The 26,707-nt window shown below is 65.1% G+C and carries 26 protein-coding genes; 17 read left to right on the top strand and 9 right to left on the bottom strand.

Annotation, left to right across the window (positions count from 1 at the left end):
* Positions 1–32 precede the first annotated feature (32 nt).
* From AC3G2C_RS18515 to AC3G2C_RS18465, 11 genes are all read left to right on the top strand, one after another.
* On the top strand, positions 33–2,054 hold the full coding sequence (locus AC3G2C_RS18515; RefSeq protein WP_488386106.1) for a translocation/assembly module TamB domain-containing protein: 2,022 nt from the start codon (positions 33–35) through the stop codon (positions 2,052–2,054).
* A gap of 40 nt (positions 2,055–2,094) precedes the next feature.
* Positions 2,095–2,697, top strand: a complete 603-nt coding sequence (locus tag AC3G2C_RS18510) for a YdbL family probable chaperone protein (protein WP_488386105.1) — start codon at positions 2,095–2,097, stop codon at positions 2,695–2,697.
* 84 nt (positions 2,698–2,781) lie between these two features.
* Positions 2,782–4,095: a 23S rRNA (uracil(1939)-C(5))-methyltransferase RlmD gene (gene rlmD, locus AC3G2C_RS18505; protein ID WP_488386104.1), complete on the top strand. Its 1,314-nt coding sequence runs from the start codon at positions 2,782–2,784 to the stop codon at positions 4,093–4,095.
* A gap of 35 nt (positions 4,096–4,130) precedes the next feature.
* The gene (locus AC3G2C_RS18500; protein ID WP_488386103.1) at positions 4,131–4,652 is read left to right on the top strand and encodes a CYTH domain-containing protein; all 522 of its coding nucleotides are present in this window, start codon (positions 4,131–4,133) and stop codon (positions 4,650–4,652) included.
* Complete coding sequence (gene nagZ, locus AC3G2C_RS18495) at positions 4,652–5,674, top strand: beta-N-acetylhexosaminidase (RefSeq protein WP_488386102.1); 1,023 nt, start codon at positions 4,652–4,654, stop codon at positions 5,672–5,674. Before AC3G2C_RS18500 ends, nagZ begins: the two co-directional genes overlap by 1 nt.
* A complete protein-coding gene (locus AC3G2C_RS18490; RefSeq protein ID WP_488386101.1) occupies positions 5,671–6,219 on the top strand; it encodes a hypoxanthine-guanine phosphoribosyltransferase in 549 nt (182 codons plus the stop codon). Before nagZ ends, AC3G2C_RS18490 begins: the two co-directional genes overlap by 4 nt.
* A gap of 49 nt (positions 6,220–6,268) precedes the next feature.
* On the top strand, positions 6,269–6,820 hold the full coding sequence (locus AC3G2C_RS18485) for an NADPH-dependent FMN reductase (protein ID WP_488386100.1): 552 nt from the start codon (positions 6,269–6,271) through the stop codon (positions 6,818–6,820).
* Positions 6,821–6,851: 31 nt separating this feature from the next.
* Positions 6,852–7,595 (top strand): S-methyl-5'-thioinosine phosphorylase, encoded by a 744-nt coding sequence (locus tag AC3G2C_RS18480; protein ID WP_488386099.1) that lies wholly within the window; start codon positions 6,852–6,854, stop codon positions 7,593–7,595.
* A gap of 162 nt (positions 7,596–7,757) precedes the next feature.
* The gene (locus tag AC3G2C_RS18475) at positions 7,758–7,964 is read left to right on the top strand and encodes a cold-shock protein (RefSeq protein WP_019465945.1); all 207 of its coding nucleotides are present in this window, start codon (positions 7,758–7,760) and stop codon (positions 7,962–7,964) included.
* 115 nt (positions 7,965–8,079) lie between these two features.
* Positions 8,080–9,102 carry a glycosylasparaginase gene (locus tag AC3G2C_RS18470; RefSeq protein ID WP_488386098.1) on the top strand — a complete coding sequence of 341 codons (1,023 nt, stop codon included), beginning with the start codon at positions 8,080–8,082 and terminating at the stop codon, positions 9,100–9,102.
* On the top strand, positions 9,102–9,833 hold the full coding sequence (locus AC3G2C_RS18465) for a copper homeostasis protein CutC (RefSeq protein ID WP_488386135.1): 732 nt from the start codon (positions 9,102–9,104) through the stop codon (positions 9,831–9,833). Before AC3G2C_RS18470 ends, AC3G2C_RS18465 begins: the two co-directional genes overlap by 1 nt.
* Before the next feature lie 51 nt (positions 9,834–9,884).
* Here the strand turns inward: AC3G2C_RS18465 and AC3G2C_RS18460 are convergent, their stop codons facing one another.
* The 6 genes from AC3G2C_RS18460 to AC3G2C_RS18435 all read right to left on the bottom strand — a co-directional run bounded on the left by AC3G2C_RS18460 (position 9,885) and on the right by AC3G2C_RS18435 (position 15,866).
* Positions 9,885–11,654, bottom strand: coding sequence for an ABC transporter transmembrane domain-containing protein (locus AC3G2C_RS18460; protein WP_488386097.1), 1,770 nt, complete (start codon positions 11,652–11,654; stop codon positions 9,885–9,887).
* Positions 11,655–11,723: 69 nt separating this feature from the next.
* Positions 11,724–12,320, bottom strand: a complete 597-nt coding sequence (locus AC3G2C_RS18455) for an IMPACT family protein (RefSeq protein WP_488386096.1) — start codon at positions 12,318–12,320, stop codon at positions 11,724–11,726.
* On the bottom strand, positions 12,313–13,125 hold the full coding sequence (locus tag AC3G2C_RS18450) for a hypothetical protein (RefSeq protein ID WP_488386095.1): 813 nt from the start codon (positions 13,123–13,125) through the stop codon (positions 12,313–12,315). Before AC3G2C_RS18450 ends, AC3G2C_RS18455 begins: the two co-directional genes overlap by 8 nt.
* A complete protein-coding gene (locus tag AC3G2C_RS18445; RefSeq protein WP_488386094.1) occupies positions 13,122–13,673 on the bottom strand; it encodes an RNA polymerase sigma factor in 552 nt (183 codons plus the stop codon). The genes AC3G2C_RS18450 and AC3G2C_RS18445 overlap by 4 nt, the downstream gene beginning before the upstream one ends.
* 139 nt (positions 13,674–13,812) lie before the next feature.
* On the bottom strand, positions 13,813–14,301 hold the full coding sequence (locus AC3G2C_RS18440) for a hypothetical protein (RefSeq protein WP_488386093.1): 489 nt from the start codon (positions 14,299–14,301) through the stop codon (positions 13,813–13,815).
* 131 nt (positions 14,302–14,432) lie between these two features.
* A complete protein-coding gene (locus AC3G2C_RS18435; protein WP_488386092.1) occupies positions 14,433–15,866 on the bottom strand; it encodes a lipase family protein in 1,434 nt (477 codons plus the stop codon).
* 116 nt (positions 15,867–15,982) lie between these two features.
* On the opposite strand from AC3G2C_RS18435, the gene AC3G2C_RS18430 reads away from it, so the two are divergent.
* Both AC3G2C_RS18430 and AC3G2C_RS18425 read left to right on the top strand, forming a co-directional pair.
* Positions 15,983–16,765: a YdcF family protein gene (locus AC3G2C_RS18430; protein WP_488386091.1), complete on the top strand. Its 783-nt coding sequence runs from the start codon at positions 15,983–15,985 to the stop codon at positions 16,763–16,765.
* Between the two features lie 89 nt (positions 16,766–16,854).
* Positions 16,855–18,717, top strand: a complete 1,863-nt coding sequence (locus AC3G2C_RS18425) for a chloride channel protein (RefSeq protein ID WP_488386090.1) — start codon at positions 16,855–16,857, stop codon at positions 18,715–18,717.
* Positions 18,718–18,794: 77 nt separating this feature from the next.
* Here the strand turns inward: AC3G2C_RS18425 and AC3G2C_RS18420 are convergent, their stop codons facing one another.
* Positions 18,795–19,856, bottom strand: coding sequence for an NAD(P)-dependent alcohol dehydrogenase (locus AC3G2C_RS18420; RefSeq protein WP_488386089.1), 1,062 nt, complete (start codon positions 19,854–19,856; stop codon positions 18,795–18,797).
* A 174-nt stretch (positions 19,857–20,030) separates the two neighbouring features.
* Between AC3G2C_RS18420 and AC3G2C_RS18415 the strand changes: the two genes are divergently transcribed.
* The 4 genes from AC3G2C_RS18415 (at position 20,031) to AC3G2C_RS18400 (ending at position 23,974) form a co-directional block, all read left to right on the top strand.
* The gene (locus tag AC3G2C_RS18415; RefSeq protein ID WP_488386088.1) at positions 20,031–20,969 is read left to right on the top strand and encodes an AraC family transcriptional regulator; all 939 of its coding nucleotides are present in this window, start codon (positions 20,031–20,033) and stop codon (positions 20,967–20,969) included.
* A gap of 98 nt (positions 20,970–21,067) precedes the next feature.
* Entirely contained in the window at positions 21,068–21,661 is a 594-nt protein-coding gene (locus AC3G2C_RS18410) for an HAD family hydrolase (protein WP_488386087.1), read from the top strand.
* A 61-nt stretch (positions 21,662–21,722) separates the two neighbouring features.
* Positions 21,723–22,169: a hypothetical protein gene (locus tag AC3G2C_RS18405; protein WP_488386086.1), complete on the top strand. Its 447-nt coding sequence runs from the start codon at positions 21,723–21,725 to the stop codon at positions 22,167–22,169.
* A 251-nt stretch (positions 22,170–22,420) separates the two neighbouring features.
* Positions 22,421–23,974: a S10 family peptidase gene (locus AC3G2C_RS18400; RefSeq protein ID WP_488386085.1), complete on the top strand. Its 1,554-nt coding sequence runs from the start codon at positions 22,421–22,423 to the stop codon at positions 23,972–23,974.
* A gap of 49 nt (positions 23,975–24,023) precedes the next feature.
* Here AC3G2C_RS18400 and AC3G2C_RS18395 read toward each other — a convergent pair whose 3' ends face one another.
* Positions 24,024–25,043 (bottom strand): TraB/GumN family protein, encoded by a 1,020-nt coding sequence (locus tag AC3G2C_RS18395; protein WP_488386084.1) that lies wholly within the window; start codon positions 25,041–25,043, stop codon positions 24,024–24,026.
* A 219-nt stretch (positions 25,044–25,262) separates the two neighbouring features.
* Complete coding sequence (locus tag AC3G2C_RS18390; RefSeq protein ID WP_488386083.1) at positions 25,263–26,693, bottom strand: aldehyde dehydrogenase family protein; 1,431 nt, start codon at positions 26,691–26,693, stop codon at positions 25,263–25,265.
* Between the last annotated feature and the right edge of the window lie 14 nt (positions 26,694–26,707).

Raw genomic sequence — 26,707 nt, 5'->3', positions numbered from 1 at the left:
TCGTTCAGCTGATTTTGGCAGAATGACGCCTCATGCGCCTCACATCAAGCCATCTATTGCTCAGTTTCTGCCTCTTGCTCGGGCCAGGCTTGGCGTTGCCCGCGCGGGCGGACGTCGCCTTGGGAGCCAAGGTCGTCAACATTCCTGGCCTCAAGCTGCAAGACATGCAGGCTCGGCTCGGCGAGGACGGGCAGGGTGGCCTCAACCTTAACCTGCGTGCCGCCAAGGCCGATGTGCCAGCCATGGGCTGGAAGCGCATTGGCGTGGATTTGCGCGGCACGCTCGCGCGCGATGTACGCATGCGCTGGCTGTTCGACGGCAATGTGCAATTGGCCGGGGCGCCAGGTGCGGCGCTTGGCAATGCCAAGGTCAGCATGGTGGTGGACGAGGCGGCCAATACGCTGCAGATCGACATCAATCAAGGCAGCTCCCAGGCCAGCACGGCCCTCCCGCTCGATCAGCCCACGCATGCGCAGATCAGCCTAAAAGGCGTGCCGGTCGTGTGGTTGCAGGGTCTGTTGAGCACGGTGTGGTCCGGACGCGCCACGGCGGGCAAGCTGGACGCCGACCTCGCGCTGGACCTGGCCGACAAGGGGATTCAGGCTTCGGGGCAGTTCGCGCTGAGTGGTGCGGGTTTCGACACCCCTGGCGGTACGCTTGCCGGGCAGGGCGTGAACGGCAATGGTCGTTTGAACATCGACACCACCCTGAGCCCATCGCGTATCGATCTGGATGCGGGGCTTCGTGGTGGCGAGCTGCTGTTGGGCCCCATCTATGCCCGCTTGCCCGATCACCCGGTGCAGTTGAGCCTGTCGGCGGGAACGCGCAATGGCGCGGTAGACTTCAATCGGTTGCGCGTCGCCGATGCTGATGCCTTGCAGTTCGACGGCGCCATGGCGTTCAACAACAAGGGTGAATTGCAGAAGCTGAAGCTGGATCGAGTGCAGTCGCGCTTCCCCGCGGCTTACCAACGCTACGGTCAAGCCTGGTTGGCTACCTTGGGTATCCGCGACGCACGCATGGAAGGTCAGCTCACTGGCAGCCTCGATGTGGACGCCAGTGGCTTGCGCAGCTTCGCCTTTGAAACCGAAGGCATGGACCTTGCCGACGGCGAAGGTCGGCTGGCTATCAAGGGGCTGCGCGGTGGTCTGGATTGGCGTGCCGAGGGCGATCGCCCCGCCACCACGCTGGGGTGGCAGAGTCTTCAGCTCTATCGCATCGCCAATGGCGCGGCCCAAGGGCATTGGCAGAGCCATGGCGGCACGCTGAGCCTGCAGCGTCCATTGGAATTGCCTGTACTCAATGGCAAAGCTCGTCTGGGCGAGCTGGAATGGCGTCCAGCGGCAGCCAAGGGCCGCCGGTTGTCGACCTCGCTGGTCTTCACCGGCATCGACATGGCGGCGTTCTCGCGGGCCATGGGCTGGCCTGAATTCCAAGGCACGCTGGGCGGTGCGATCCCGGCGTTGCGCTGGGTGGACGATCGCTTCGACCTGGAAGGCGGCTTGTCGGTCAACGTATTCGATGGCTTCGTCGACATCACCCGCATGACGTTGCAAGGGCCCTTCAGCCCCAGTCCGGTACTGACCGGCGATGTGCAGCTGCGCCAGTTGGACCTGGGTGCGATGACCAGTGTGTTCGATTTCGGCAGCATCACTGGTCGCATGGACGGCTCCATCGAGGATCTGCGCCTGGTCAATTGGGATCCGGTAGCCTTCAAGGCCAGCCTGCTCGCCAACAGCGGTGGCCGCATCAGTCAGCGCGCAGTGAACAACCTCACCGCCGTCGGTGGCGGCGGCATGGCCGCAGGCTTGCAGGGCGCCGTGCTGAAACTGTTCAAGACCTTCGGTTACAAGCGCATTGGCCTCAATTGCGCACTTCAGGCCTCGGTCTGCCATATGGGCGGCTTGGACACCACGGCCGATGGCTACACAATTGTCGAAGGTAGCGGCCTGCCGCGCCTGCAGGTGATCGGTCACCAGACCCAGGTGGATTGGCCCACCCTGGTGCGTCGCCTCAAGGCCGCCATCGAAGGCAATGGACCGGAAGTCCATTGAATGCACACCCGTTAAGTCCCCACCCCCGAAGGAGTCGAACATGCGCAAGCTCGTCTATGGATTGTTGACCACCGTACTGGTGGCCTTGGTGGGGTGCGTCACCATCAACGTGTATTTCCCCGAGGCGGCAGCGCAGAAGGCGGCCGATCAGTTCATTGGCACCGTCATCGACGGCACCCCTGCCACCGCTCCCAAGCAGGAGCCGCAACCGGCGCCCGCCAAGAAGGGCAGTCAGCCCTCCGCCATGCTGCTGGATCTGCTGGTGCCGGCCGCCTATGCCGCCGACGCGCCCAACATCCGCATCCAGACGCCGACCACCGAGGCGATCCACAGCCGCATGCAGGCGCGCTTCAAGGGCAGCCTGGCGGCACTGTTCGACAGTGGGGCCATTGGCTTCACCCAGGACGGCCTGATTGCCGTGCGCGATGCCGGCAAGGTGCCGCTGGACCAGCGCGCTGGCCTGAACGCCACGGTGGCGGATGAGAATCGCGACCGCAACGCGCTCTACCGCGAAGTCGCCAACGCCAACAGCCACCCCGAATGGGAGGGCCAGATCCGCGCCACGTTTGCCAAGGGCTGGATCGAGCGGGCGCGCGCGGGCTGGTATTATCAGGACCCCTCGGGCGCCTGGAAGCAGAAGTAAACCGTTCGCCCTCGTTTTCACCCGTTTGTCGCGCCCGGGTCCCATGATCCGGGCGCGCGCGTTTCCGGGAGCCGTTACCACCCCATGAACGAATTCGAAGCCACCATTACCGACCTCAGCCACGACGGCAAAGGCGTTACCCGCATTGACGGCAAGGCCGTCTTCGTCAGCGGCGCCCTGCTGGGCGAGGACGTCAAGCTGCGCATCCGCAAGCGTCACCGTCATTACGATGAAGCGGAGGTGGTGGAGTTGCTGACGCGTTCGCCGCATCGCGTCGAGCCGCGCTGCCGTCATTTCGGCCAGTGTGGCGGTTGCTCGCTGCAACATCTGGACGCCACCGCGCAGATCGAGGTAAAGCAGCGCGTGCTGAAGGACAACTTCGAACGCATCGGCAAGGTGGAGCCTGAGCGTTGGCTGCCACCGCTCACCGACCAGCCGTGGGGCTACCGCCGCAAGGGGCGCTTGTCGGTGCGCGCCGTGGCCAAGAAGGGCCGCGTGCTGGTGGGCTTCCGTGAAGAAAGCAACCCACGCTTCGTCGCCGACATCACCCACTGCGAAGTGGTGCATCCGGCGCTGGGCCCCAAGATCGGCCTTCTGGCGGAGCTGGTGAGCGACATGGATGCGGCCAAGGACATCCCTCAGATTGAATTTGCCGCCGGCGATGACGCCGTGGCCTTGGTATTCCGCCATATGTCGCCGTTGAGCGAACGAGATCGTGCCGCCCTGGTGGCCTTTGGTCAGGCGCATGGCTTTGATATCTACCTGCAGCCCGGCGGCGTCAGCAGCGTGCACCCGCTGTGGCCCGAGCATCCACGCCTGGCGTTCCGTATTCCCAGCGGAGTCGAGGTGGTGGACGACGTGGAGCTGGAGTTCCGTCCGCTGGACTTCGTGCAGGTCAACGCCGGCATGAATCGCCGCATGATGGCGCTCGCCATGGAGCTGCTCGATCCGCAGCCCAGCGACCGTGTACTGGACCTGTTCTGCGGCCTGGGCAATTTCACCCTGCCGATCGCGCGCCGAGCGGCGGAAGTGGTGGGCGTGGAAGGCGAGCACGGCCTGGTCGAACGCGCCGCCGAGAACGCCGCACGCAATGGCATTACCCATGCGCGTTTCGAAGTGGCCAACCTGTTCGAGGACCAGCGCCAGGCATCCTGGGCCAAACAGTCGTGGGACAAGCTGCTGCTCGACCCGCCGCGCGCCGGCGCCGACAAGGTGCTGGAATACCTTCCGCACAAAGACACCCAGCGCATCGTGTATGTCTCCTGTCATCCCGGCTCGCTGGCACGCGACGCAGGCATCCTGGTGCAGAAGCACGGGTTCCGCCTGAGCGCGGCGGGGGTGATGGATATGTTCCCGCACACTGCCCACGTCGAATCCATCGCGCTGTTCGAGCGCTGAGCCACGTCATCCACCTCTCACGGACCGGTTGCATCATGGGTATCGAAATCGAGCGCAAATTCCTCCTCAGCGGCGACGCGTGGCGCGATGCAGTGACACAGAGCGAACGCATCGCCCAGGGCTATCTGGTGGGTGCGCAAGCGCTGCGCGACGGCGCGGCACGCGCATCGGTGCGCGTGCGCCGGGCCGGTGAGCACGCCTGGTTGAACATCAAGTCGGCACAGTTGGGCATCGAACGCGCGGAGTTCGAATACCCCATGCCGCTGGCGGATGCCGAGCAGATGCTGGCGACGCTGTGCGACGGCGTGCTGGAGAAGATTCGCCACCACGTCACCGTCGATGGCACCTTGTTCGAGATCGACGAATTCTTTGGCGACAACGCCGGCCTCGTGGTGGCCGAAGTCGAACTCAACGCGCCGGATGCATCGTTCCCGCGTCCCCATTGGTTGGGGCGCGAGGTGAGCCATCTGGCGCGCTACTACAACGTGAACCTGATCGATCACCCGTACGCGCGCTGGTCGCCGCAAGAGCGGGAAGCGGCAGGGGAGAACGCCTGATGCTCATGATCGGCCTGGCCGGCCCGACGCTCGCGGATGCAGAGCACGCCTGGCTCAAGGCGCCGGGTGTCAGCGGCGTGGTGCTCTTTGCGCGCAACTTCGTCTCGCGCGATAAGCTCATGGCCTTGGTGGAATCCATTCGCGACGTGGGTGGCGAGCAGATGCTCATCGCGGTGGACCAGGAAGGTGGGCCCGTTCAGCGTTTCCGCGAAGGGTTTACCCGCCTGCCGCCGCTGTCGTCCATTGGTGCGGCGTACGATCGGGACCCTGAGAATGCCGTTCGCCTGGCCGAGGAACACGCCTGGGTCATGTCCAGCGAACTGCGCGCCTGCGGCGTGGATTTCAGCTTCGCGCCGGTGGTGGATCTGGCCCGCGGCAATGCGGCCATCGGCCCTCGCGCCTTTCACGCCGACCCGGCGATCACGGCCGAGTTGTCGCAGGCCTATGTTCGCGGCATGCACTTGGGCGGCATGGCAACCGTGCTCAAGCACTTTCCCGGGCACGGTTCGGTTGCCGTCGATACGCACAAGGCCGCAGCGGTGGACCCGCGCCCACTTGATGAGATTCGTCGCGACGATCTCGTGCCCTTCATGGAGGGCATCGCCGCGCATGCCGAGGCTGTGATGGTGGCGCACGTGATCTACCCGAGCGTCGATGCACAGCCGGCGGGGTTCTCGCGACGCTGGATCGTCGACATCCTGCGCGGCGAACTGGGCTTCGCGGGCGCGGTGATCAGTGACGACATCAGCATGGCGGCCGCTGGCGCCGCCGGCGGTGTGGCTGCGCGTGTCGCCGCCCACCTCGATGCCGGTTGCGATCTCGTGCTGGCCTGCTTCCCGGAGGTCGTAGAGGAGGCCATCGACGCCGTGCAGGGCCGTGCCGCCGCCGCACCGGAACGCCTGGCCGCCCTCCAAGGCGCCGTCGCCTCCACCTGGGACGGACTCAATGACAACCCGCAACGCGAGCGTTTTATCGCACGCATCACGGCGCTTCACGCCGTGGAAGGAAACCCGCCGGCATGACCGCTAACCAGCCCTCCCTCGCGTCCGCTCTCGTCGACGCGGACCTGTTGTTCGACCGCGCCGCACTCGAATCGGTGATTGCCGACATGGGGCGTCGCATCGACGCCGAACTCGATGGCGAGCGCGCGGTGTTCCTCACCGTGATGAACGGTGCGCTGATTTTTGCCGGCCATCTCGCACTGGCCATTCGCACCGACCTCGAATTCGACTACGTGCACGCCACCCGCTACCGTGGCGCCACCTCCGGTAGCGAGCTGCACTGGCTGCGTGAGCCGGTGGCGGATCTCGCCGGTCGCACCGTGCTGCTGGTGGATGACATTCTCGACGAAGGCCACACCTTGAAAGCCGTGCGCGACGAATGCCTGCGTCGCGGCGCCCGCCGCGTACTGATCGCCAGCCTGTGCACCAAGCAGCACGATCGACTGGTGGAGGGCATCGCCTCGGACTTCAACGGCGTGGAGTTGCCCGATCGCTACGTCTTCGGATTCGGCATGGATTTCCACGAGCAGGGTCGTAACCTGCCGGGCATCTACGCATTGAAATGACATCGATACCAGCCGTGTTCGGGCCGGTCAACGCGCAGGGAGTGGTGGCATGAATATCCTCGGCATTTCGGGAAGCTTGCGACAAGCGTCGTTCAATACCGCTTTGCTGCATGCGGCGCAGGAGCTCGCGCCCTCAGGCATGCGCATCTCGATTCATCGGCTGCACGCATTGCCGTTGTTCGATCAGGACGTGGAAGAGCAGGGCGATCCGGCGCCCGTGGCCGCCTTCAAGGATGCCATCGCATCGGCCGACGGCTTGCTGTTGGCTTGCCCCGAATACAATGGCGGTATCAGCGGCGTGCTCAAGAACGCCATCGACTGGGCCTCGCGCGCGGGCAAATCGCGCCAGGCATCGCCGCTGGCCGGCAAGACGGTGTGCATCATGGGCGCCAGCCCCGGCATCACCGGTACCGTGCGCGCACAGGACCAACTGCGGCAGGTGCTGCGTCGCGCTGGCGCGCGCACCGAGCCCCAGGGCGAAGTGCTGGTGTTCCAGGCGCACACGAAGATCATCGAAGGCCGGCTCGCCGACGAGCGCACGCGCGAGGCGCTGGGCCGGCACCTGCAAGGTTTTGCCGAGCGGCTCGCCGCCACGGCGTGATGCATTCTCATTAGAACGACAGGATATTCCCGTGACTATCGATCTGGCCGTCATCGGCGGCAGCGGCTTGTACAACTTCCCTGGCCTGGAAAACACCAGTCGCCATAGCGTCGATACGCCGTTCGGCAAGGCGTCGGGCGACGTGGTGATTGGCGACTTCGCCGGTCGTCGCGTGGCCTTCCTGGCACGCCATGGCGAAAGTCACACCTTGCCGCCGCATCGCGTGAACTATCGCGCCAATCTGTGGGCGTTGCATTCGCTCGGCGCCCGCAAGGTGATTGGCGTGAACGCCGTGGGCGGCATCCGTGCGGACATGGGGCCGCGCGTGATCGTGGTACCCGACCAGATCATCGACTACACCTACGATCGCTACACGAGTTTCTGTGACGTTGAAGGTGCGGAAGTGCGGCACATCGACTTCAGCGAACCCTACACGCAGGCGTTGCGTGTGCAGTTGATCGCCGCTGCCGCGGCAGCCGGCGTGGCGGTCGTTGACGGCGGATGCTACGGCGCCACGCAGGGGCCGCGCCTGGAAACGCGTGCGGAAATTGCCCGCATGAAACGCGACGGATGTGACCTGGTTGGCATGACCGGTATGCCCGAGGCGGTGCTGGCGCGCGAGCTGGACCTCGACTATGCCTGTCTGGCCCTCGTGGCCAACTTCGCAGCGGGCTGTGGTGACGAGGCGGAGATCAGCATCGACGAAATTTTCGCCCACCTTGCGGCGGCCACGGCGGAAGTACCCCGCATCCTCGGCGTACTGCTCAAATCCTGATCAATCGTCCGGGAATTATTCGTACTAGGGCATCGCCCATATTGCGCTTTCACATCAAACATGTTGATACTTCCGCTTGTGCCAGGGGCGGCGGACCAAGGGGTCAAGGTGGTTCAGCGCTATACCGTGGTGCATCCAGTCCATGATTCAGAGGTTCACGCAATGCGTTTCGGTACGGTCAAGTGGTTCAACGACGCCAAGGGTTTCGGCTTCATCGCACCCGAGGACGGTGGGGAGGACGTGTTCGTCCACTTTTCGGCTATTAACGCCAAGGGCTTCCGCAGCCTGCAGGAAGGCCAGCGCGTGAAGTTCGAAGTCACCACGGGCCCCAAGGGTGCCCAGGCTTCGGGCGTTGAGATCGCAGGTTGATCTCGGCGAGCCAGCGTTCGCGCTGGTCATCGATGTAACCCAGAGGCCCCGCGTCGAAGGACGCGGGGTTTCTTTTTTTGCGATGCAGCAACCACACCGCATGTTGGAGTGAGCAATGGCAGACCGTCGTGATTTCCTCAAGGCTTCCTTGTTGGGGGCCTCCGCTCTTGCGCTGGCCGGACAGACTTCGGCGGTGCGCGCTGAAGCCACCAAAGCGGCTTCAGGCGGCGCCCGCGTAGTCTCCACCTGGGACTTTGGCGTGGCCGCCAACAAGGCCGCGTGGTCGGTGTTGGCCAAGGGTGGCCATGCGCTGGACGCGGTGGAAGCCGGCGTGATGGTGCCGGAGGCAGACCTGAAGAATCACAGCGTCGGTCGCGCCGGCTACCCGGATCGCGACGGCCATGTGTCGCTCGACGCGAGCATCATGGATGCCGATGGCAGTTGCGGCGCGGTGGCCGCGCTCGAACATATCGCGCACCCCATCCAGGTGGCGCGCCGAGTGATGGAGCGCACGCCGCACGTTTTGCTGGTGGGCGAGGGCGCCTTGCAGTTCGCGTTGGAGCAAGGCTTCAAGAAGGAAGAACTGCTGACGCCCGAATCCGAGCAAGCCTGGAAGGAGTGGCTCAAGACCGCGCACTATCAACCCTCGATCAACAGCGAGGTGCATGACTACGGCAAGACCGGCATGCCGGGCGGCAAGGACAACCACGACACCATCGGCATGCTCGCCATCGACGCACATGGCCGCCTCGCTGGCGCGTGCACCACGAGCGGTATGGCGTGGAAGCTGCGCGGTCGCGTGGGCGATAGCCCGATCATCGGCGCCGGTTTGTATGTGGATGGCGATGTGGGCGCTGCCACTTCGACGGGTGTGGGTGAGGAAGTGATCCGCAACGCAGGCAGCTTCCTGGTGGTGGAGCTGATGCGTCAGGGGCGCACGCCGCAGCAAGCCTGCGAGGAGGCCGTGATGCGTATCGTGAAGAGGCGCCCCAATGCATCCAAGGATCTGCAAGTGGGCTTTCTTGCCATGAACCGGCACGGTGAAGTGGGCGCCTTCGCGATTCAGTCCGGCTTCTCGTACGCGGTGTGTGACGCGCAGCGCCAGGATGGCCTGTTGCCCTCCAAGAGCGTGTACTGATTGTGGGTCGGTTGCTGGAGGTTGCTGCCAATTCGCTGGATTCCGCGCTGGCCGCACAAGCGGGTGGCGCCGGTCGTATCGAGTTGTGCACGGCGCTCGAACTGGGCGGCCTCACGCCATCGCATGGCGAGATCGCCCTGGTGCGCGAGCAGGTGGCGCTGCCCTTGTATGTGCTTATTCGCCCGCGTGCGGGTGACTTCCTCTACAGCGACGGCGAGCTGACGACCATGCGGCGCGATATCCAGGCCTGCAAGGCATTGGGTTGCGATGGTGTGGTCATCGGCGTGCTCGATGCCCATGGTGAGGTGGACCAAGCGCGCTGCCACACGTTGATCGACGCCGCCGATGGCTTGGGTGTGACCTTTCACCGAGCCTTTGATTTGGTGCCCGATCAAGCCAGGGCACTGGAGACGATCATCGCCTTGGGGGCCGAGCGCGTGCTCAGCTCGGGTGGTGAACGCTCGGCCATGGCCGGTGCTGCCCGTTTGCAGGCCTTGATCGCGCAGGCTGGTGGGCGCATTAAGGTGATGCCTGGAGCGGGCATCACGCCGGCGAATATCGCCACTGTCGCAACGCTGACGGGCGCGAGTGAGTTGCACGCCTCGGCTAAGCGCAGCTATGCCTCCGGCATGCAGCACCGATCGCCGGATGGCCTGGACATGGACACCGGCGAAACGCGCACCGATACCGATGAAGTGCGCGCCCTGATGACGGCCTGGGCGCGCGGATGACCTTTCCTCGCTGGCTGGCCGGACGACATATAACGTCTGGCCGAGTCGGTATCAGGCGGTGAATTGCAGGCGTGCCAGTTCGGCGTACAGACCACCCTCGGCCAGCAGGCTCTGGTGCGAACCTTGCGCCACGATGCGGCCGCCATCCATCACCACGATGCGATCGGCGCGTTGCACGGTCGCCAGTCGATGCGCGATCACCAGGGTGGTGCGGCCTTTTTCCAACCGTTCCAGGGCCTGTTGAATGGCCGCTTCGGACTGAGCATCGAGTGCCGAGGTCGCTTCGTCCAGCAGCAGCAGCGGTGCGTCGCGCAGGATCGCGCGCGCAATCGCGATGCGCTGGCGCTGGCCGCCGGAAAGGCGCACGCCACGCTCGCCCAGCTCTTCGCTGTAACCCTGGCCAAGCGCACTGATGAATTCGTGCGCTTCAGCGGCGCGTGCGGCGTCGCGCACCTCATCGTCGTCGGCGTCCTGGCGACCGAAGCGAATGTTGTCGGCGGCACTGCCGCTGAAGATCACCGTTTCCTGCGGTACCAGTGCAATGGTGCCGCGCAGCTCGGGGAGTGCAAGGGCGCGCAAGTCCACGCCGTCGAGCGTGATGCGCCCTTGTTGCGGATCGTAGAAGCGCAACAGCAGGTTAAACACCGTGCTCTTGCCCGCACCGGAGGGGCCGACCAGCGCCACCGTTTCGCCCGGGCGAATGTGCAGGTCGAAATCGTGCAGCGCTGCGCTGTCCGGGCGACTGGGATAATGGAAGCCGACCTGTTCGAAACGCAGCGCGCCCTGCACGGGTTTGGGCAGCGGCGTGGGCTGCGCCGGGCTGGTGATCTCGGCACGCTCGGCAAACAATTCACCGATGCGCTCCATGGCGCCGGCGGCGCGAAGTACGTCGCCCCACACTTCCGACAACCCTGCCAGCGAGCCCGCGGCGAAGAAGGCGTAGAGCACGAACTGGCTCAACACGCCCGGCCCCAAGGTACCGGCCAGCACGTCGCGCGCACCCGCCCACAACACCAGCGCGATGGCACCGAAGAACAGCACGATCACCGTGGCGGTGAGCATGGCGCGCATGCCGATGCGCTGGCGCGCCGTGGCGAGTGCGCGCGTGATGGCGCTGCCGTAGCGGATGCTTTCGATGTCTTCGCGTGCATAAGCCTTGACGGCGGGCGCTGCGTTGAGCGTTTCGTTGGCGATTGCAGCGGTTTCGGCAAGGCGGTCCTGACTGGCACGCGAAAGCTTTTGCACGCGTCGGCCAAATACCAGGATGGGTAGCATCACCGCCGGGATCACCAAGGCGGTGAGGCCGGCCAGGCGCGGGCTGGTCCACACCATCATGGCAGTGGCGCCCAGCAGCATCACCGCGCTGCGCAGCGCGACGGAAATGCCCGAGCCGATCAGCGCCTGCACCACTTCCGTATCGGTGCCCAATCGCGAGATCAACTCACCCACGCGACTGCGTTCGAAGAACCCGACGTCCAGGCGGATCACATGCGCGTACAGCTTGGCGCGCATGGCGGCGAGCGCGCGCTCACCAAGCAATGTGATGCAGTAGTAGCGCGCGGCCGTGGCAAAGGCCAACACCAGTGCCACGCCGAACAAGCCGAGGAAGGTGGTGTTGATGGCCGCCGCGCTGGCGTTGCCGAAGCCCTGGTCGATCATGTGGCGCACCGCGATCGGCAGCACCAGGGTGGCGGAGGACGATATACCCAGGAACGCCAGCCAGCCCAACGCGAGCGAGCGATGCGGCTTGACGAAGGGCCAGAGTTGCCGAAGGGCGCCGATACGGCGGGTCGGACGCTTGCTGTCGGCGGTATCGGTCATGAGTTCCCTGGCTTGGCATGCGCGCCGGTGTGGCGCATGTCCATCAAAGTGGGGTGTTGTGCTGGCGATTCAATCCAGTACACGGGCGCTGTAGCGGCCGCGACTGATATCGGTGACGCGCGCTTGCGCTTCGGGTACGCGGGTGGCGGGCAAGAGGATCTCCAATACGACACCTTCTGCGTCGAACGCCTCGCGCAACCATTCCGCCTCCAGTTCGCGCAGCCGGGCCTTAAGCAAGGCCAGCTCGGGGAAGTCACAGCGAAGCTCAAGGCGGGTCATGGCCACGATGGGCAGGCGGACGGCGCGACGCAGGCATTCGGCCGCCGTGCCCCCATAGGCGCGCACCAGGCCGCCGGCGCCGAGCTTGATGCCCCCGTACCAGCGCGTGACCACCACCACGGCACGATCGATGCCCTGGCCTTCGATGGCTTGCAGGATCGGGCGGCCCGCGGTGCCGCCCGGTTCGCCATCGTCGTTGAAGCGGTAATCCTGTTCGATGCGATACGCCCAGCAGTTGTGCGTGGCGGCCGGGTCGCTCACCTGGCGAACGAAAGCCAACGCCTGTTCGGGCGTCTGCACGGGTGCGGCTTGAGCGAGGAAACGGCTTTTCTTGATGTCCTCGCTGTGCTGGCAAGCGCTGGCGAGGGTGTACAGCGTGTCACTCATGATCGGGTACTTGGGCGCTCAGGTCGTCCGGAATGGCAACGTCAGGATGAGCCTGGCGAAAAGCCGCCAGTCGATGCAGCGCTTCGTCGCGCCGTTGCTGGGTAAAAAGCTGGCGGATCTTCTCCAGCTCTTGTGCTGGGGTGTCCGTGGCGTTGAAGGCTGTTGGGTCGCCAGTGGGCGGCGCTGCGCGAGCGAATGTCATGGCGGCCGGGGCGCCCATGGCTCGCATGGCATGGCTGGCGGCTGGCGCTGCTTCCGGCGCGGGCGCCGCGCTCATGGCGACAGGTGCGGGTGGCGCAGGCGGCGCCGCCGGTACGGACGAGGGTGTAACGAGCGAAGTCGGTTTGCCTTGCTCGGCAAGTTGAGTCGCCACTTTGGCGCTGCGCTTGGCCGCATGGGCGGGCGCCTGCGCTTGTTCGGCCTGAGGTGTCGGTGCATAGGCCTCCGGCGAGCGCGCTTCGTCGGCGGACAGCTTGGGCGGCGGCGCTGGCAACGCGGGGGCGGTCGCCGTGGCCGGCGGTATGGTCACCGCCGATGGCGACGGCAGCGACGGCACGGTGGACGGTTGCTGGTAGAGGCGCCAACCCAACCCGGCGGCGACCACGAGCACAGCGGCGCTGGCCACGCTCAGTGGCCAGCGCGGCACTCGATGGCGCCCCGGCTCGCGCAGGGCAGCGGCGGCCATACGGCGCACGGCCTGGTCGAGCGCTGGCGAGGGTTCTTTGCGCGGCAGGTTGCCGTAGAGCGCCTTCAGGGCGTCTTCGTCGGGCAGCGATGCATCGTCGCGGGGATCGTGCGTATTCATTCGGCCAACTGCTCGCGCAAACGGTTCATGGCATAGCGCAGGCGTGATTTGGCGGTCTCGCGGCCCACGCCGGTCACCTGTGCAATCTCCTCCACACTGAGGTCATTTTCCAGACGCAGCAATACCGCTGTACGCTGCTCGTCGGGCAGGGCCTCGATGGCCATCTGCAGTCGACGGCGGCGCTCGAAGTCCGATAGCGCCCGGTCCGGTTGCTCATGTTCGGGCGCAGGCCATTGCTCGATCAGCGCGGCGGCATCCTCGCCGGTCACGGGTCGCTTGCGGCGATGGCTGTCGATGAGCAGATGGTGGGCGATCTGCAGCAGCCAGGTGCTGAAGCGGGCCTGCGGGGTGTAGCGAGCCCGCGCGGCCACCACACGGCTCCAGGTTTCCTGGAACAACTCCTCCGCCACGCGGGGATCGCGCGCGCTGCGCAACAGGAAGCGATATAGCGTGCCGCGATGGCGCGCGTACAGCGCATCGAAAGCGGCCAGCTCGCCCTTGGCGTAGGCAAGCATCAGGGCGGCGTCGTCATCGGGCGGGTTATCCATCGGCGGCGAGGTTAAGCCAAACCGGGGGTGCCGATAAACATGGCGGCGTGTGGCGAGCGGGCAAGAGGTGGCATCTGGGCCTTGGTGCGGGTGCATGTTCGTGAAACGGCCCGCACGATAGAAAGGGGTTGCAGGGCGCCTACTGCGGCGCGTAGGCCCAGGTGTTGGATTCCGAAGACAGTACCCGCAGGCGGCCTTGGCGGCGTATCAGCGTGTCGGTGGAACGGTCACGCGACACCGTCATCTCACCGACCTGAACGGTGGTCATGCTCTGCACGGTCGCCCGTTTGCGGTTGGGCGAGAGCTCGATGCTCTCGATCTCGATGTCCGCGCTCGGCGCAGCACGGCCGCTGGTGCGGTTGGCCATGCGTTGAGCCAGATTGGTCGAAAGGGTGATGAGGCGACATGCCTGCTTCTGATCCAGTTGCTGTTCGCTCGACTGTCCTCCCTGTCGGATGATCAGGCGGCCTTGGAAGTCATCGTCCATTTGCGCGCACTGACGTTCGGCATCGAACTGCTGGATGGCATCCTGTTGGGTCGTATAGAGCTCGCGTACCTGGGTTTCGGTTATGCGATAGCTGTAGTCGACATACCACCACGACAGACCGGCCACAACGATCAGCAACATGCACGTGCGCATCGTTCCTCCCTGAAGATGCCGGCGCATGCCGACAGGGCGTGACGACCCTTCCTTTCGTCACGCAAGTTGTTGCGGTGATGGCATGTAGCGGCAGGGCTGTCATGGCTCGCCGAAAAGGTTCAGGGCACAGGTGCGCCTGGCACGGGCTGGTGAAAGTCCTCGGGCTCCAGGCGCTGAGTCAGCCGGAACACGCCCTCGTGCACTTTGCGGGGCAGCACCACGTCGAGCACGGTGGTTTGGTGTGGGCCCAGCAGATCGAACAGGTCGATGCCCTCACTCATGGATGCCACGGCGTGATGCACGAGGCCGCCGAGGTCGGCCGGCTCCACTGTGGCACTGTAAGGGCGGTGCGAGGCGATGGCAGCGCGTAACGTTCGGCGGCTGTGGCTGGGGTCGGCCACGCGCGATGTGCCGGCCAGCACGTCGTGGTTGAAAAAGAACGTGACCACGTGACGCTGGCGGCTGTTGGCCTGTCGATCCAGCATGAAGCCTTGCGGCATCCAGTCGGCATTGGGTGGTGTGCCGGCGCCGAGCAGAAAGCGGGTGCCGAGTAGCGGTTCACCGGCTTCGTCGGTGAGGCGCACGATGACCATGCTGCGCGCGTCGTGGATATGCGTACGCAGAGGAAACGGCCCCACGGTTTCGAACTCCACCTTATCGGCATCGCGGGCGGCGTTTTCCGCATCGAAGCGATCACAGAGCTGTGCGTAGCCATCGGTATCCACCACGCCAAGGCAGCGCAGCAAGGCGTCCACGGTGGCCTCCGGTGCGGCGGCCATGATGCCCTGTGCGGTGCCCGAGTGTGATGCGCCTGGAATCAGTTTGAATGCCGTGCGCGGCGCGGCCGTGACGTGCAGGCTCAGCGTGTCGCTGGCATCGCCGGAGTTGTGTGCCAGCAGGGCGTGGCGTGCATTGAGGTTGGCGGCGGCGATGCGCACCACGCCATCGGAACCATCTTCGCCGGTATAACTGTTGATGTGGTCGTAGAGCGAGCGATCCGGGCGGTCGCCGGTCAGCACGAACAGGTACTGGCCACGCGCGGCAAGGTCGTCGCCATGGATGTGATCCAGGTTGAGCGCGAGCGATTCGGCGCTACCTAGCTCCAGCCAATCCAATACGCGCTGCCCGGGCTCCACGCCTTCGGTCCAGGCACGTAGCCGGCCCAGCACGCCCTTGCCCAGTTGCGCCAGGGCCGAGCCGAAATTGGCTGGCGCCAACATCATCAGGTGGGTGAGTCGGATGGTGCTGAACGCGCCAGGCCGCTCGCGCTGCGCACGCAGCCACTCGCGTACCACCGGCCCACCGGTGGAGTGGGTGATACACGCGAATTGACTGTCACGCAGGTGCAGGTCGCGTAGCGCGCGGTCGAAGGCGCGCACGATGTCGGGCATGGTCACTGCATCGTCGAAGCTCACGTATTCGGAGAGCCAGATGTCGGCGATGTCCAGCGCAATACCCACGGATTGAGCCTGTAACTGGAGCCGCTGGGGCAGGCTGCCGTAGGTGCTGGTGTTGGTGACACTCCAGCCGTGCACGAAAACGAGCGTGGTCATCAGCGTTATCCCTGCGGCTCCCTCGATGCGCCTTCCTTACGGGACTTCGGTCGTCGGCCTATAGCGATAGGTAGCGTGCGCTATCGCCTCGGCCAGCGGTCAGGCTCTAAGATGCCATGACTTTCCATTCCGTGGGGAACCCCATGCTGGGCATTCTGTTTGTGCTGTTGCTGGCAGCGGCACTGCTGTATCGCCTGCGCTGGCGGCGATGTGGCCACGTGATGGTGGGCATCACCTTAGTGTTGTTTTTCGCCGTGGGGTGCGGCGCCGTGCCGCGCTGGTTGATCCGTAGCCTGCAAAGCCCGTATGACGTGGAGCCGACCATCGCCTGGGCGCCGCGCAATGCCATCGTGTTGCTGGGTGGCGGCACGGTGGTGGCGGGTGATGAGCCATTGCAGCCCTCCTATTTTGCCGATGGTCGCGTGTTGCGCGCGGCGCAGCTCTACAACGAGTGCAAGGCCACCGGCAACGAATGCCGCGTGCTGATAACCGGCGGCGACTCCCAGGATCATGGGCAGGCCGAGTCGGTGGTCTATGCTCGCGCCTTGCGCAAACTCGGGGTGCCGCAGGCGGACCTGCTGCTGGAAACGCGCAGCATGACCACCTGGCAGAACGCGCAATTCAGCCGTCCATTGCTGGCGGCTTATGCACCGCAGCACCTGGTGCTGGTCACCTCGGGCATTCACCTGCGCCGCGCGTTGCTCTACTTTGCGCACTTTGGCATTCACCCGCAGCCGGTGGCAGGCGATTGGCTCAATGCACGCCGTGAAGCGGTACCCGATTCCTGGAACTACCTGCTTGCCGATGCGGCGTTGCACGAGTACCTGGGCATCTGGCGCTACGACGTCTACAACTTCATGGGTTGGAATGCGCCCAAGGCGCCGCCGCTGGATACCTGATTCGCAGGTTCTGGCGTTTATTTTCCAGCCAGCTACCAAGCGCGTAACCGCGTAACCTTGCGCGGCATTCTTCGCTGACCGGTTTTCCGATGCCCCCTGATACGACGCCCGAACCGCACTCGCGTGCGGCGCTTTCGCTCGCCCCTTCGTTGGACCCCACGTTGGTGGCGGCCCACATGCCGCGTCACTTTCGTCCGCTCGATCGACGGGTGCTGCGCGTGGCGGCGCTGGCCATGGGCCTGGGTTTGCTGGTGGCGCTGGTGGCGCGCTTGCTGACCGCGTTGATCGGGCTGGTGACCAATCTCGCTTTCTACGGCCGCTGGAGCACGGCGTTCAGCAGTCCGGTCGGCCATCACCTTGGTGCGTGGGTGATCGTGGTGCCGGTGCTGGGTGGCTTGGTGGTCGGGGCCATGGCGCGCTGGGGCTCGCGGGCGATACGCGGTCACGGCATTCCCGAGGCCATGGAGCAGGTGCTGCTCAACGAAAGCCGCATTCCTCCGCGCATGACCTGGCTCAAGCCCGTCTCTTCGGCGGTGGCCATCGGCACCGGTGGCCCCTTCGGCGCGGAAGGCCCCATCATCGCCACCGGTGGTGCCCTGGGCTCCCTGCTTGGCCAATGGCTGCACGTGACCGCGGAGGAGCGCAAGACGCTGCTTGCCGCCGGTGCCGCCGCCGGCATGGCAGCAGTGTTTTCCGCGCCGATCTCGGCGGTGCTGCTGGCGATCGAGCTGTTGTTGTTCGAGCGGCGCGCGCGGTCGCTGATTCCAGTGTCCCTCGCGGCGTTTGCCGGCACGGGGCTGCGCTTCGTGCTGGAAGGCAACGCGCCCACCTTTGCGATGCCAGAGATAGCAACGCCATCGCCTGCCGCGCTATTGGCCTACCTGGTGATGGGCGCCTTGCTGGGCGTGGTCAGTGTGGGCGTGACGCGGTTGACCTATGCCATCGAGGACGGTTTCGAGAAGCTGCCCATCCATTGGATGTGGTGGCCTGCATTGGGCGGTGTGGTGGTCGGCGTGGTGGGTTATGTGATGCCCGCCACGCTGGGCGTGGGCTACGACAACATCACCGCGGCAGTTGCAGGGCAGCTCAGTCTCGGCACGATGCTCGCGCTGTGCGTGATGAAGCTGCTGTCCTGGTCGGTGGCATTGGGCAGTGGTACGTCCGGCGGCACCCTGGCACCGTTGTTCACCATTGGCAGCACGCTGGGTGGTGCGCTGGGCATCGCTTGCGTGAACTGGCTACCGTGGCTGCACGTGGACCCTCGCGTGGCAGCGCTGGTGTGCATGGCGGCGATATTCGCGGGCGCATCGCGCGCCTTTCTGGCATCCGTGGTATTCGCCTTCGAGACCACACAACAGCCGCATGGCTTGCTGCCCTTGCTGGGTGCCTGCGCCATGGCATATCTCGTCTCAGGCTTGCTGATGCGCCACACCATCATGACCGAGAAGATCGCTCGTCGGGGCGTACGCGTACCCAGCGAATACGCCGCCGATCATCTGGAGCGCATCTCGGTGGGCGAGGCGTGCAGCCGACAAGTGGTGAGCCTGGTGGGTGCACACACGCTGGCACAGGTGCGTGCGTGGATGGCTTCGGCGCAGGCGTCCGCCAGTCATCAGGGTTTTCCCGTCGTGGATGGCGAAGGCTTGTTGCTTGGCGTGGTAACGCGCCGTGATCTGCTCGATCCTCACGTGCATGACGACGCTTTGGTGCAATCGCTGCTGCGGCGCGCGCCACTGGTCGTGCGCGAGGATCACAGCTTGCGCGATGCCGCCGATCACATGGTGGAGGCCAATGTAGGTCGCCTGGTGGTGGTGACGGGAGAAGACGCGCGACGCGTGGTGGGCATGCTCACGCGCGGCGACCTGCTGGCGGCGCATGCGCAGCGATTGCGTGAAGCGCGCCAGGCGCATCGGCATTTCGGCAGCACGAGCGCTGCACCACAAGCGTCGTGAGTGGGGCGCAAAAGAAACGCCGCTGACGTTGCCGTCAGCGGCGCCGGTGTCCCGCCGGGGTGATGGCGGGGCAGGGGTCAGCCCGCTTTCTTGAGCGAAGCGATGTCGATCACGAAGCGGTAACGCACGTCGCTCTTGAGCATGCGGTCATAGGCGTGGTTGATGTCCTGGATATCGATCATCTCGATGTCGCTGACGATGCCGTGCTCGGCGCAGAAATCGAGCATTTCCTGCGTCTCGGGAATGCCGCCGATGGCCGAGCCGGCGATCGAGCGACGCCCCAGCACCACCATGCCCGCCTGTACCGGCGGCTCGATCGGTTCGAGCAGGCCCACCAGGCACAGCACGCCGTTCAAGGCGAGCGTGTTGAGGTAGGGGTTGAGGTCGTGCGGTGAGGGCACCGTGTCCAGGATGAAGTCGTACTGGCGCGTTACGGCGGCCATCTGTGCGTCGTCGGTGGAAAGCACCACGTGATCGGCGCCCAGGCGACGCGCTTCCGCTTCCTTGTCGGCGGTGCGGGTGAACAACGTCACTTCGGCGCCCATCGCCTTGGCAAACTTCAGGCCCATGTGGCCCAGGCCGCCCAGGCCGATCACTGCCACCTTGCTGCCCTTGCCGATCTTCCAGTGGCGCAACGGCGACCAGGTGGTGATGCCCGCGCACAGCAGCGGCGCAGCGGCCTTGAGGTCTAGCTTGTCGGAGATGGACACCACGAACTTGTCCGACACCACCATGCGCTCGGAGTAGCCGCCGAAGGTCGGCAGGCCGTCACGGCGATCCATGGCGTTGTAGGTCCAGGTGGGGCCTTCCTCGCAGTACTGTTCCAGGCCGGCGTTGCAGGATGCGCAATGCTGGCAGGAATCGACCATGCAGCCCACGCCCACGGCGTCACCCACCTTGAAGCGCGTGACCTGGCTGCCCACCGCGCTCACGCGGCCGACGATTTCATGACCCGGCACCATCGGGTAGATGCTGTTGTGCCATTCGTTGCGCGCCTGGTGGATGTCCGAGTGGCACACGCCGCAGTAGAGAATGTCGATGACCACGTCGTCCGGGCGCGGCTCGCGACGCTCGAACGTATGAGCCGCCAGTGGGGTGGTGGCGGACTGGGCGGCAAAGCCGCGAATGCTGAGAGCCATGCGTAACTCCTTGGATGCGGGGTCTGGCGAAGGGGCGCAGTATGGGCAAGCGCCGTGGCCTGGGGGTAGCCGATTCCTGCGAGATCCTTGCCCGATCCTGCAAAGTGCTCAGGTTTTACTCGCGCGGATGTAGAGAAACAGGCAATCTCTTTCCATTCGATGTTTGGCAAGCCCATGAATATCAACGTATCCCCTGTCCCTAGCCAGGACCGCCTGGAGCAGGATCGCCAGGAATTGACAAGCCTGGTTGAACGATTCACGCCGCACGAGGGCGTGCAGCCTACGGCATGGCCGGCCTTGAATTTCTTCCGCGCCGATTCCACCGGCGCCCCGACCTGCGCCATGTATGAGCCCGGTCTGGGACTGGCGTTGCAGGGCGCCAAGCAGATCCTTCTCGGTCAGCAAAGCTTCGTGCACGAGCCGGCGTCCTATCTGGTGACGTCGGTGGATGTGCCGGTGTCCTCTCAGGTGCAGCGGGCGACCCGTGACGAGCCGTGCCTGTGCCTGAATTACCGCCTGGACCTGCAGCGCATTCGCGAATGGCTGCCGGACATCGCCACCCTGCGCCCGGTGGCGGCCTCCGCGACAGGTATTTCCTTGAGTCCGCTGGATGGTGGCCTGCTCGATCCCTTGCTGCGCCTGGTACGTTTGCTGGATCAGCCGGACGACCTGGCGGTGCTCGGGCCGCTGATCGAGCGCGAACTGCTGTATCGCCTGCTTACCGGGGAACAGGGGGCGCGCCTTGCGCAAATGGCTACCTCGGGCAGCCAGAGTCATCAGGTATCGCGAGCTATCGAGTGGCTGCGACGTCATTTCGATGAACCGCTGCGCATCGAGGATCTGGCCGCTCGCGTGAACATGAGCGCGTCCTCGCTGCATCATCACTTTCGCGCCATTACGGCGATGAGCCCGCTGCAATACCAGAAGCAACTGCGCCTGCACGAAGCACGGCGCTTGCTGGTGGCGGGGCAATGCGATGTCGCCACGGCAGCGCACCGTGTCGGTTACGAAAGCCCCTCGCAATTCAGCCGGGAATACAGCCGGCATTTCGGCGCACCGCCGCTGCGCGATGTGACGCGTCTGCGCCAAGCGGAGTCTGTCAGCGCAGCTTGATGCGCACTTGACGATGGTGGGGCCGCTTGGGGAGCATGCGCCACGCATCGATGGCTCGGGCCGCTGGTGCGATTCCAGCCATGGCCAGGGAGTGCGCCTTGAATCTCGCTTTGTTCGACTTCGACGGAACCATTACCCACAAGGAGATGTTCCGCCCGTTCATCGAATTTGCCGTGCCGCCTCGGCGTCGTGCGCTGGGTACTGCGCTGCTGGCGCCGATGGTGCTGGGTTACAAGCTGGGCATTGTGTCGCCCAACCTGATGCGTGGCTCCGCCGTGCGTGCTGGCCTTGCCGGTGTGCCGGTTTCCCAGGTTGATGCTCTTGGGCAGCGTTTTGCGCATGAAGTATTGCCCGGCGTGCTGCGCGACAACGCGCTGGAGCGCATTCGCTGGCACAAGGTGCAGGGCGATCGGGTCGTGGTGGTATCGGGCGGGCTGGATGTGTATCTCCGCCATTGGTGTCGCCAGCACGAATTGGAGTTGATCTGCTCGGAGCTGGAGAGCCACGAAGGATGCCTGACCGGTGGCTATCGTGGCGCGCAGTGCGTCAATGCCGAAAAGCCCCGGCGGGTCAAAGCGAAGGTGGACGTGGCCGCTTACCCCGTGGTGTATGCCTACGGGGACACCAAGGAGGACATGGGCCTGCTGCAATTGGCCCATCGGCGTTATTACCGCTGGCAGGAAATGGCGTGAAAGGCTCCCGATGGGCGTAGGCTACGCGGGCAAACACCCGTCACCCTCGCGAGGGTCTCGCATGCAACTGGTCTTCACCAAAGGCAGCGGCAAATACGACCGCATGGACATGCTCCGTGCGGGCGGTTCCGCGCATGTCGTGCAATGCCCCAAGCAAGGCATCATTCCTCACGACATGGTCCATTACGCCGTGGAAAGCACGCTGCACAAGCGTGGCTTCATTTCGCGCGTGGCCCACGGCGAGGATGCCAACCAGCGCATGGCGGGCGAGGCGGAAAGCGATGGTGTGGAGCGCCTGGTGGAGGTGTTCCAGGCGGACGGATGGGCGGGCTGGAACGGTGAGGCCGGCGACCTGATCGACCTGTATCGCGTCACCTGCCAGGCGCGCGATTGCCCCATGCTGCCACTCGACGCCGCCACGCTGGAAGCCGTGCGCGCCCGCCTGCTCGAACTCAGTGCGCAGTGGCAGGCCGTGCCGGTGGGCGCATCGTTGACCCTGGATTTCTGAGCTGAGCATCGGTTGCGCGGCACGTGAGCGTGCGGGGCACGCCGAGATCGAGAGCAGGCTCCAGGGCGGCTCGCGGTATTGCCGGGCGTCGCGAGAACTTGACCCCTGTCCAATGGCACTGGTGACCCGCGTGCGGCATGCCGCATCTATGGGTTTCGCACCGTTGCCTGCCTGGCTGTCCCGGGGACAGTAGGGGAGTGCGGGCCGGTAGCGTCCGCGAAGTTCCGTCGAATGCCCTTGTGAGATGCCCGATGACACCTGATCTGTCCGTTGCCACCCGTAGCCGCCGCGTGGGGCGGCGAACCGCCTGGTGTTCTGCCTTGTTGCTGGCGGGCCTGGCTCTTGCGCCTTGCTCGGCCCTGATGGCGGCCGATGCCAAGCCGGCCGCCGAGGCCGGCGCCGAAAAGAAGTCCGACAGCGAATTGCCGCCGCTGCCTGCCGACAAAACCATCAAGCAGAGCGTGCGCGTGGGCGGCCGTACGCTCAGCTACGAAGCCACGGTCGGCACCATTACCGTGCGCAACGCCAAGGGCAAGAAGATCGCCGACGTGGTGTACACCGCTTACGTGGTGCCCGGCGGCGCGGCGAATCGACCGGTCACGTTTGCCTTCAATGGCGGCCCGGGCGCGTCGTCGGTGTATCTGAACATGGGCGCCATCGGCCCCAAGCGTATCCAGTTCGGCGTGGATGGCGATGCGCCTTCCGATGCGGCGGTGACCAAGGACAACCCCAACACTTGGCTGGACATGAGCGACCTGGTCTTCATCGACCCGGTGGGCACGGGCTTCTCGCGCTCGCTGGAAGACGAAGACCAGACCAAGAAGGATTTCTACTCCACCGAGGCGGACATCAAGTATCTCTCGCGTGTGGTGTACGACTGGCTGGTCAAGCATGGCCGCCTGCGCTCGCCCAAGTACGTCATGGGTGAAAGCTACGGCGGTTACCGTGCGCCGCGCATTGCCTACAACCTGCAGACGCAGATGGGCGTGGGCGTGAATGGCCTGGTGATGGTGTCGCCGTATCTCGACCCGGCCGCCATTGGCGATGGCGATGCGCTGTCGCCGCTGCCGTGGATGATCAACCTGCCGTCGATGACGGCCGCCCACCTGGAGAAGCAAGGTCGCCTGTCGCCGGCATCCATGGGGGAGGTCGAGAGCTACGTGCGTACCCAGTTCGTGACCGATTTCCTGGCTGGCCGCTCCGATCCGGGCGCAATCTCGCGCATGGTGCAGAAGGTGTCTGGCTATACCGGTCTGGAGCCATCGGTGGTGGCCAAGCTGGATGGTCGTGTGGACATCGGCACCTACCTGCGCGAAGTGCATCGCACCGATAAGAAGATCGGTAGCGTGTACGACTCCAACGTCACCGCCTTCGATCCGTTCCCCGATTCGGCCGAGCGTCGTTCGGGCGATCCCATCCTCGACGCCTTGCTCGCGCCAACCACCAGCGCGATGGTGGATTTCGTCACGCGCGAGGTGGGCTGGAAGACCGACGCGCACTACGAAGCGCTTTCCTACACCGTGAACAAGGAGTGGGAGCGCGGCAACCCCGACGACAAGCCGGTGGCGGATCTGCGCAAGGCGATCGGTAACGACCCGAACATGAAGGTGTTGATCGTGCACGGCTACAACGACCTGTCGTGCCCGTACTTCACTTCGCGTCTGGTGATCGACCAGATGCCGACCTTCGGGCAGGCTCAGCGCGTGAAGCTGGCGGTCTATCCGGGTGGCCACATGTTCTACAGCCGCTCGGGCAGTGCCGAAGCCTTCAAGGCCGACGCCGCCTCGATGTACAACGGCAAGTAAGCACACAGTCGCGGCGCATCCTCCGTCGAGGGTGCGCCGCAGTGCCCGATTAGTTTTGCAGGCCTTCCGGCGGCCGCACCACGTAACCCATTGCGCGAAGCTTGGCGAGGTAGCCGTCTGGCGCCATCACCTGATCCATCGACAGCACCGCCACCGTGGAGCGGTTGCGATCCAGCGCATCCTGCGCGGACTTGAGCCATGCCGCCTCGATGCGCTTGGGCAGGTCGGGAATGTTGAGTTGGTGAGCGAAGTCGCCGTTGATGGCGGCAACCACGCAGGGCTCGTAATGTTCGGTGCGCATCAGGCCCTGCAGGGTCTTCATGTCGCCGGTGGACCAGGCGTTTGCGCGCATGGTCAGCTTGGGTAGGTCGCTTTCCACCAAGTGCATGGTTTCGTCGAGGCAGGCGATGCCTTCCTGTTGGCTCTGTTCCACGCTGCCGGAGAGCCCGGGCGCACGTGACACGACCAATTCGTAGCGTGCCATGACCACGCGCGTGTGGTGACGCTTGGCGATCTTTTCGACCATGTCGGCGACGTCGATGTCTTCGCTCAGGCCGTTGGCGTCGAGGGCGGCTTCGTAGAGCTTTTGCGCCACGACAATGGGGCGCATGAAGTCCAACGCGTCGTCGTTCTTCATGTATTGGCGCCGCAGCGTTTCCCACCGCGCATAGAGCTCAGGCGTGAGCAGCCGCCGCAGCGATGCGCCGCCGGGGTTCAGGCGCGCATTGGGTTGCATGGCGAGGCGATTGAACAGGCTGGGCGGCATCTTCAGGCGGGCGGAGGGCTCCTCCAGCAATTCGGAAGATTGGCCGATCACGCGCTCCAACTCGGTCCATTGCCAGGTGGCTTGCTTGGGCAGGGGGCTGAGTGAGCCGATGACCCACATGACATGCCCACCGGAGCGAACCTCCCACAGCGGCGGCCCGGGCTGGGCGCCCGTGACGGTAACGCCCTGCAGGTTCACCACGGGCGCCGGGCTCGATGCCGCGCTGGCGGGGCTGGACTGAGCCCAGGCATGGCTGGCCAGAGCCAGGGTGCCGATGCAGCAGGCAGCAAACTTGGCGAGCATCGAATGACTCCGTAAGGAATCGCGGCGGCACGGGGTCGCCGCCGCGAAGGGATGCGCTGATTGAACACCAGTGGCGCGGGCGGCGCCACCCGTGCACGAAGCGCTCGGCGCCTGCTCAGAGCCTGTGCACGATCTCCGCGTAGCCCGCGTTGCGTTGGCGGGCACACCAGCGCAACCCTTCGGGCCGGCGCGAGCCACACGCAGATCGCGATAAGGCTGTCAGAGCTCGCGCATTACCATCAGCCGCACTTCGGTCATGTCCTCGATGGCGTAACGCACGCCCTCGCGGCCGATGCCAGAGAGTTTGACACCGCCGTAAGGCATGTTGTCCACGCGGAAGCTCGGTATGTCGTTGACGATCACGCCGCCTTGTTCAAGCTCGTTCCAGGCGCGCATGGCGTGGGTGAGGCTGTCGGTGAAGATGCCTGCCTGCAGGCCATAGTCGGAGTCGTTGACCATGCCCACGACCTGGTCGAAATCGTCGAAGGGCGCCAGCAGGGCGAACGGACCGAATACCTCCTGGCGATGCACCTTCGCGCTGGTGGGTACGTTCTCCATCAGCGTGGCGTCCAGCATGGCGCCTTGGCGCTTGCCGCCGCAGAGCACCTTGCCGCCGGCCTTGCGGGCCTCTTCGATCCAGTCGTGCAGGCGGGTGGCGGCGGCTTCGTCGATCATGGGGCCGAGGAAGGTGTCTTTCTTCTTCGGGTCGCCGGCCTTCAGTTTCTTCACCGCCGCCACGAGGCGCTTCTTCAGTTCGCCGTACAGCGATTCGTGCACGTAGATGCGCTGCACGCTGATGCAGCTTTGGCCCGACTGGTAGAACGCGCCAAACACCAGGCGGTCGATCACCCGATCCAGGTGCGGGCCCTGGTCGGCGTCCACGATGCAGGCGGCGTTGCCACCCAGTTCAAGCGTCACCTTCTTGTGGCCGGCGCGTGCCTTGAGGTCCCAGCCGATCTGGCTGCCGGTGAAGGAGAGCAGCTTGAAGCGCGGATCTTCCACCAGCGGCCCGGCATGCTTGCCGTCCAGGTTGAGGATGGAGAACGCGCCCTTGGGCAGATCGGTTTCGGCCAGCACCTCGCCAATGATCAGCGCGCCGATGGGGGTGCGCTCGGCCGGCTTGAGCACGAACGGGCAGCCCGCCGCGATGGCGGGCGCCACCTTGTGGGCCACCAGGTTGAGCGGAAAATTGAACGGCGTGATGAAGGACACCGGCCCCAGCGGCACGCGCTTGGTGTAGCCGTTGTAGCCGTCCAGCCGCTTGGCGATGTCCAGGGTGATGGTCTCGCCATTCACGCGCACGGCTTCCTCAGCGGCGATGGTGAAGGTTTCGATGAGGCGGGTGACTTCGCCATCGGCATCCTTGATCGGCTTGCCGGCTTCCACGCAGAGCGCATAGGCCAGTTCCTCGCGTCGCTCGGCGAAGCGGCGCGCACAGTGTTGCAGCACCTGCTGGCGAGCCCAGGGCTTGAACTCGCGCATCGGCTGGGTGGCCTTTACCGCGGCGGCAATGGCCTTTTCGGTGGCCTTGGCATCGGGTACGGCCACGCGGGTGGCGACCTTGCCGTTGTATTTGTCCAGCACGTCCATCGTTTCCTTGGACGTCTGCGGCTGGTTGGCGAGGTAGTAGGGATAGCTTTTGGCGAGCATGGGGAAACTCCAGC

The sequence above is a fragment of the Frateuria sp. sgz306004 genome (assembly GCF_057750885.1).
Note: the sequence above shows the minus strand (reverse complement) of the source record. Positions and strands in the feature narration are given on the sequence as shown.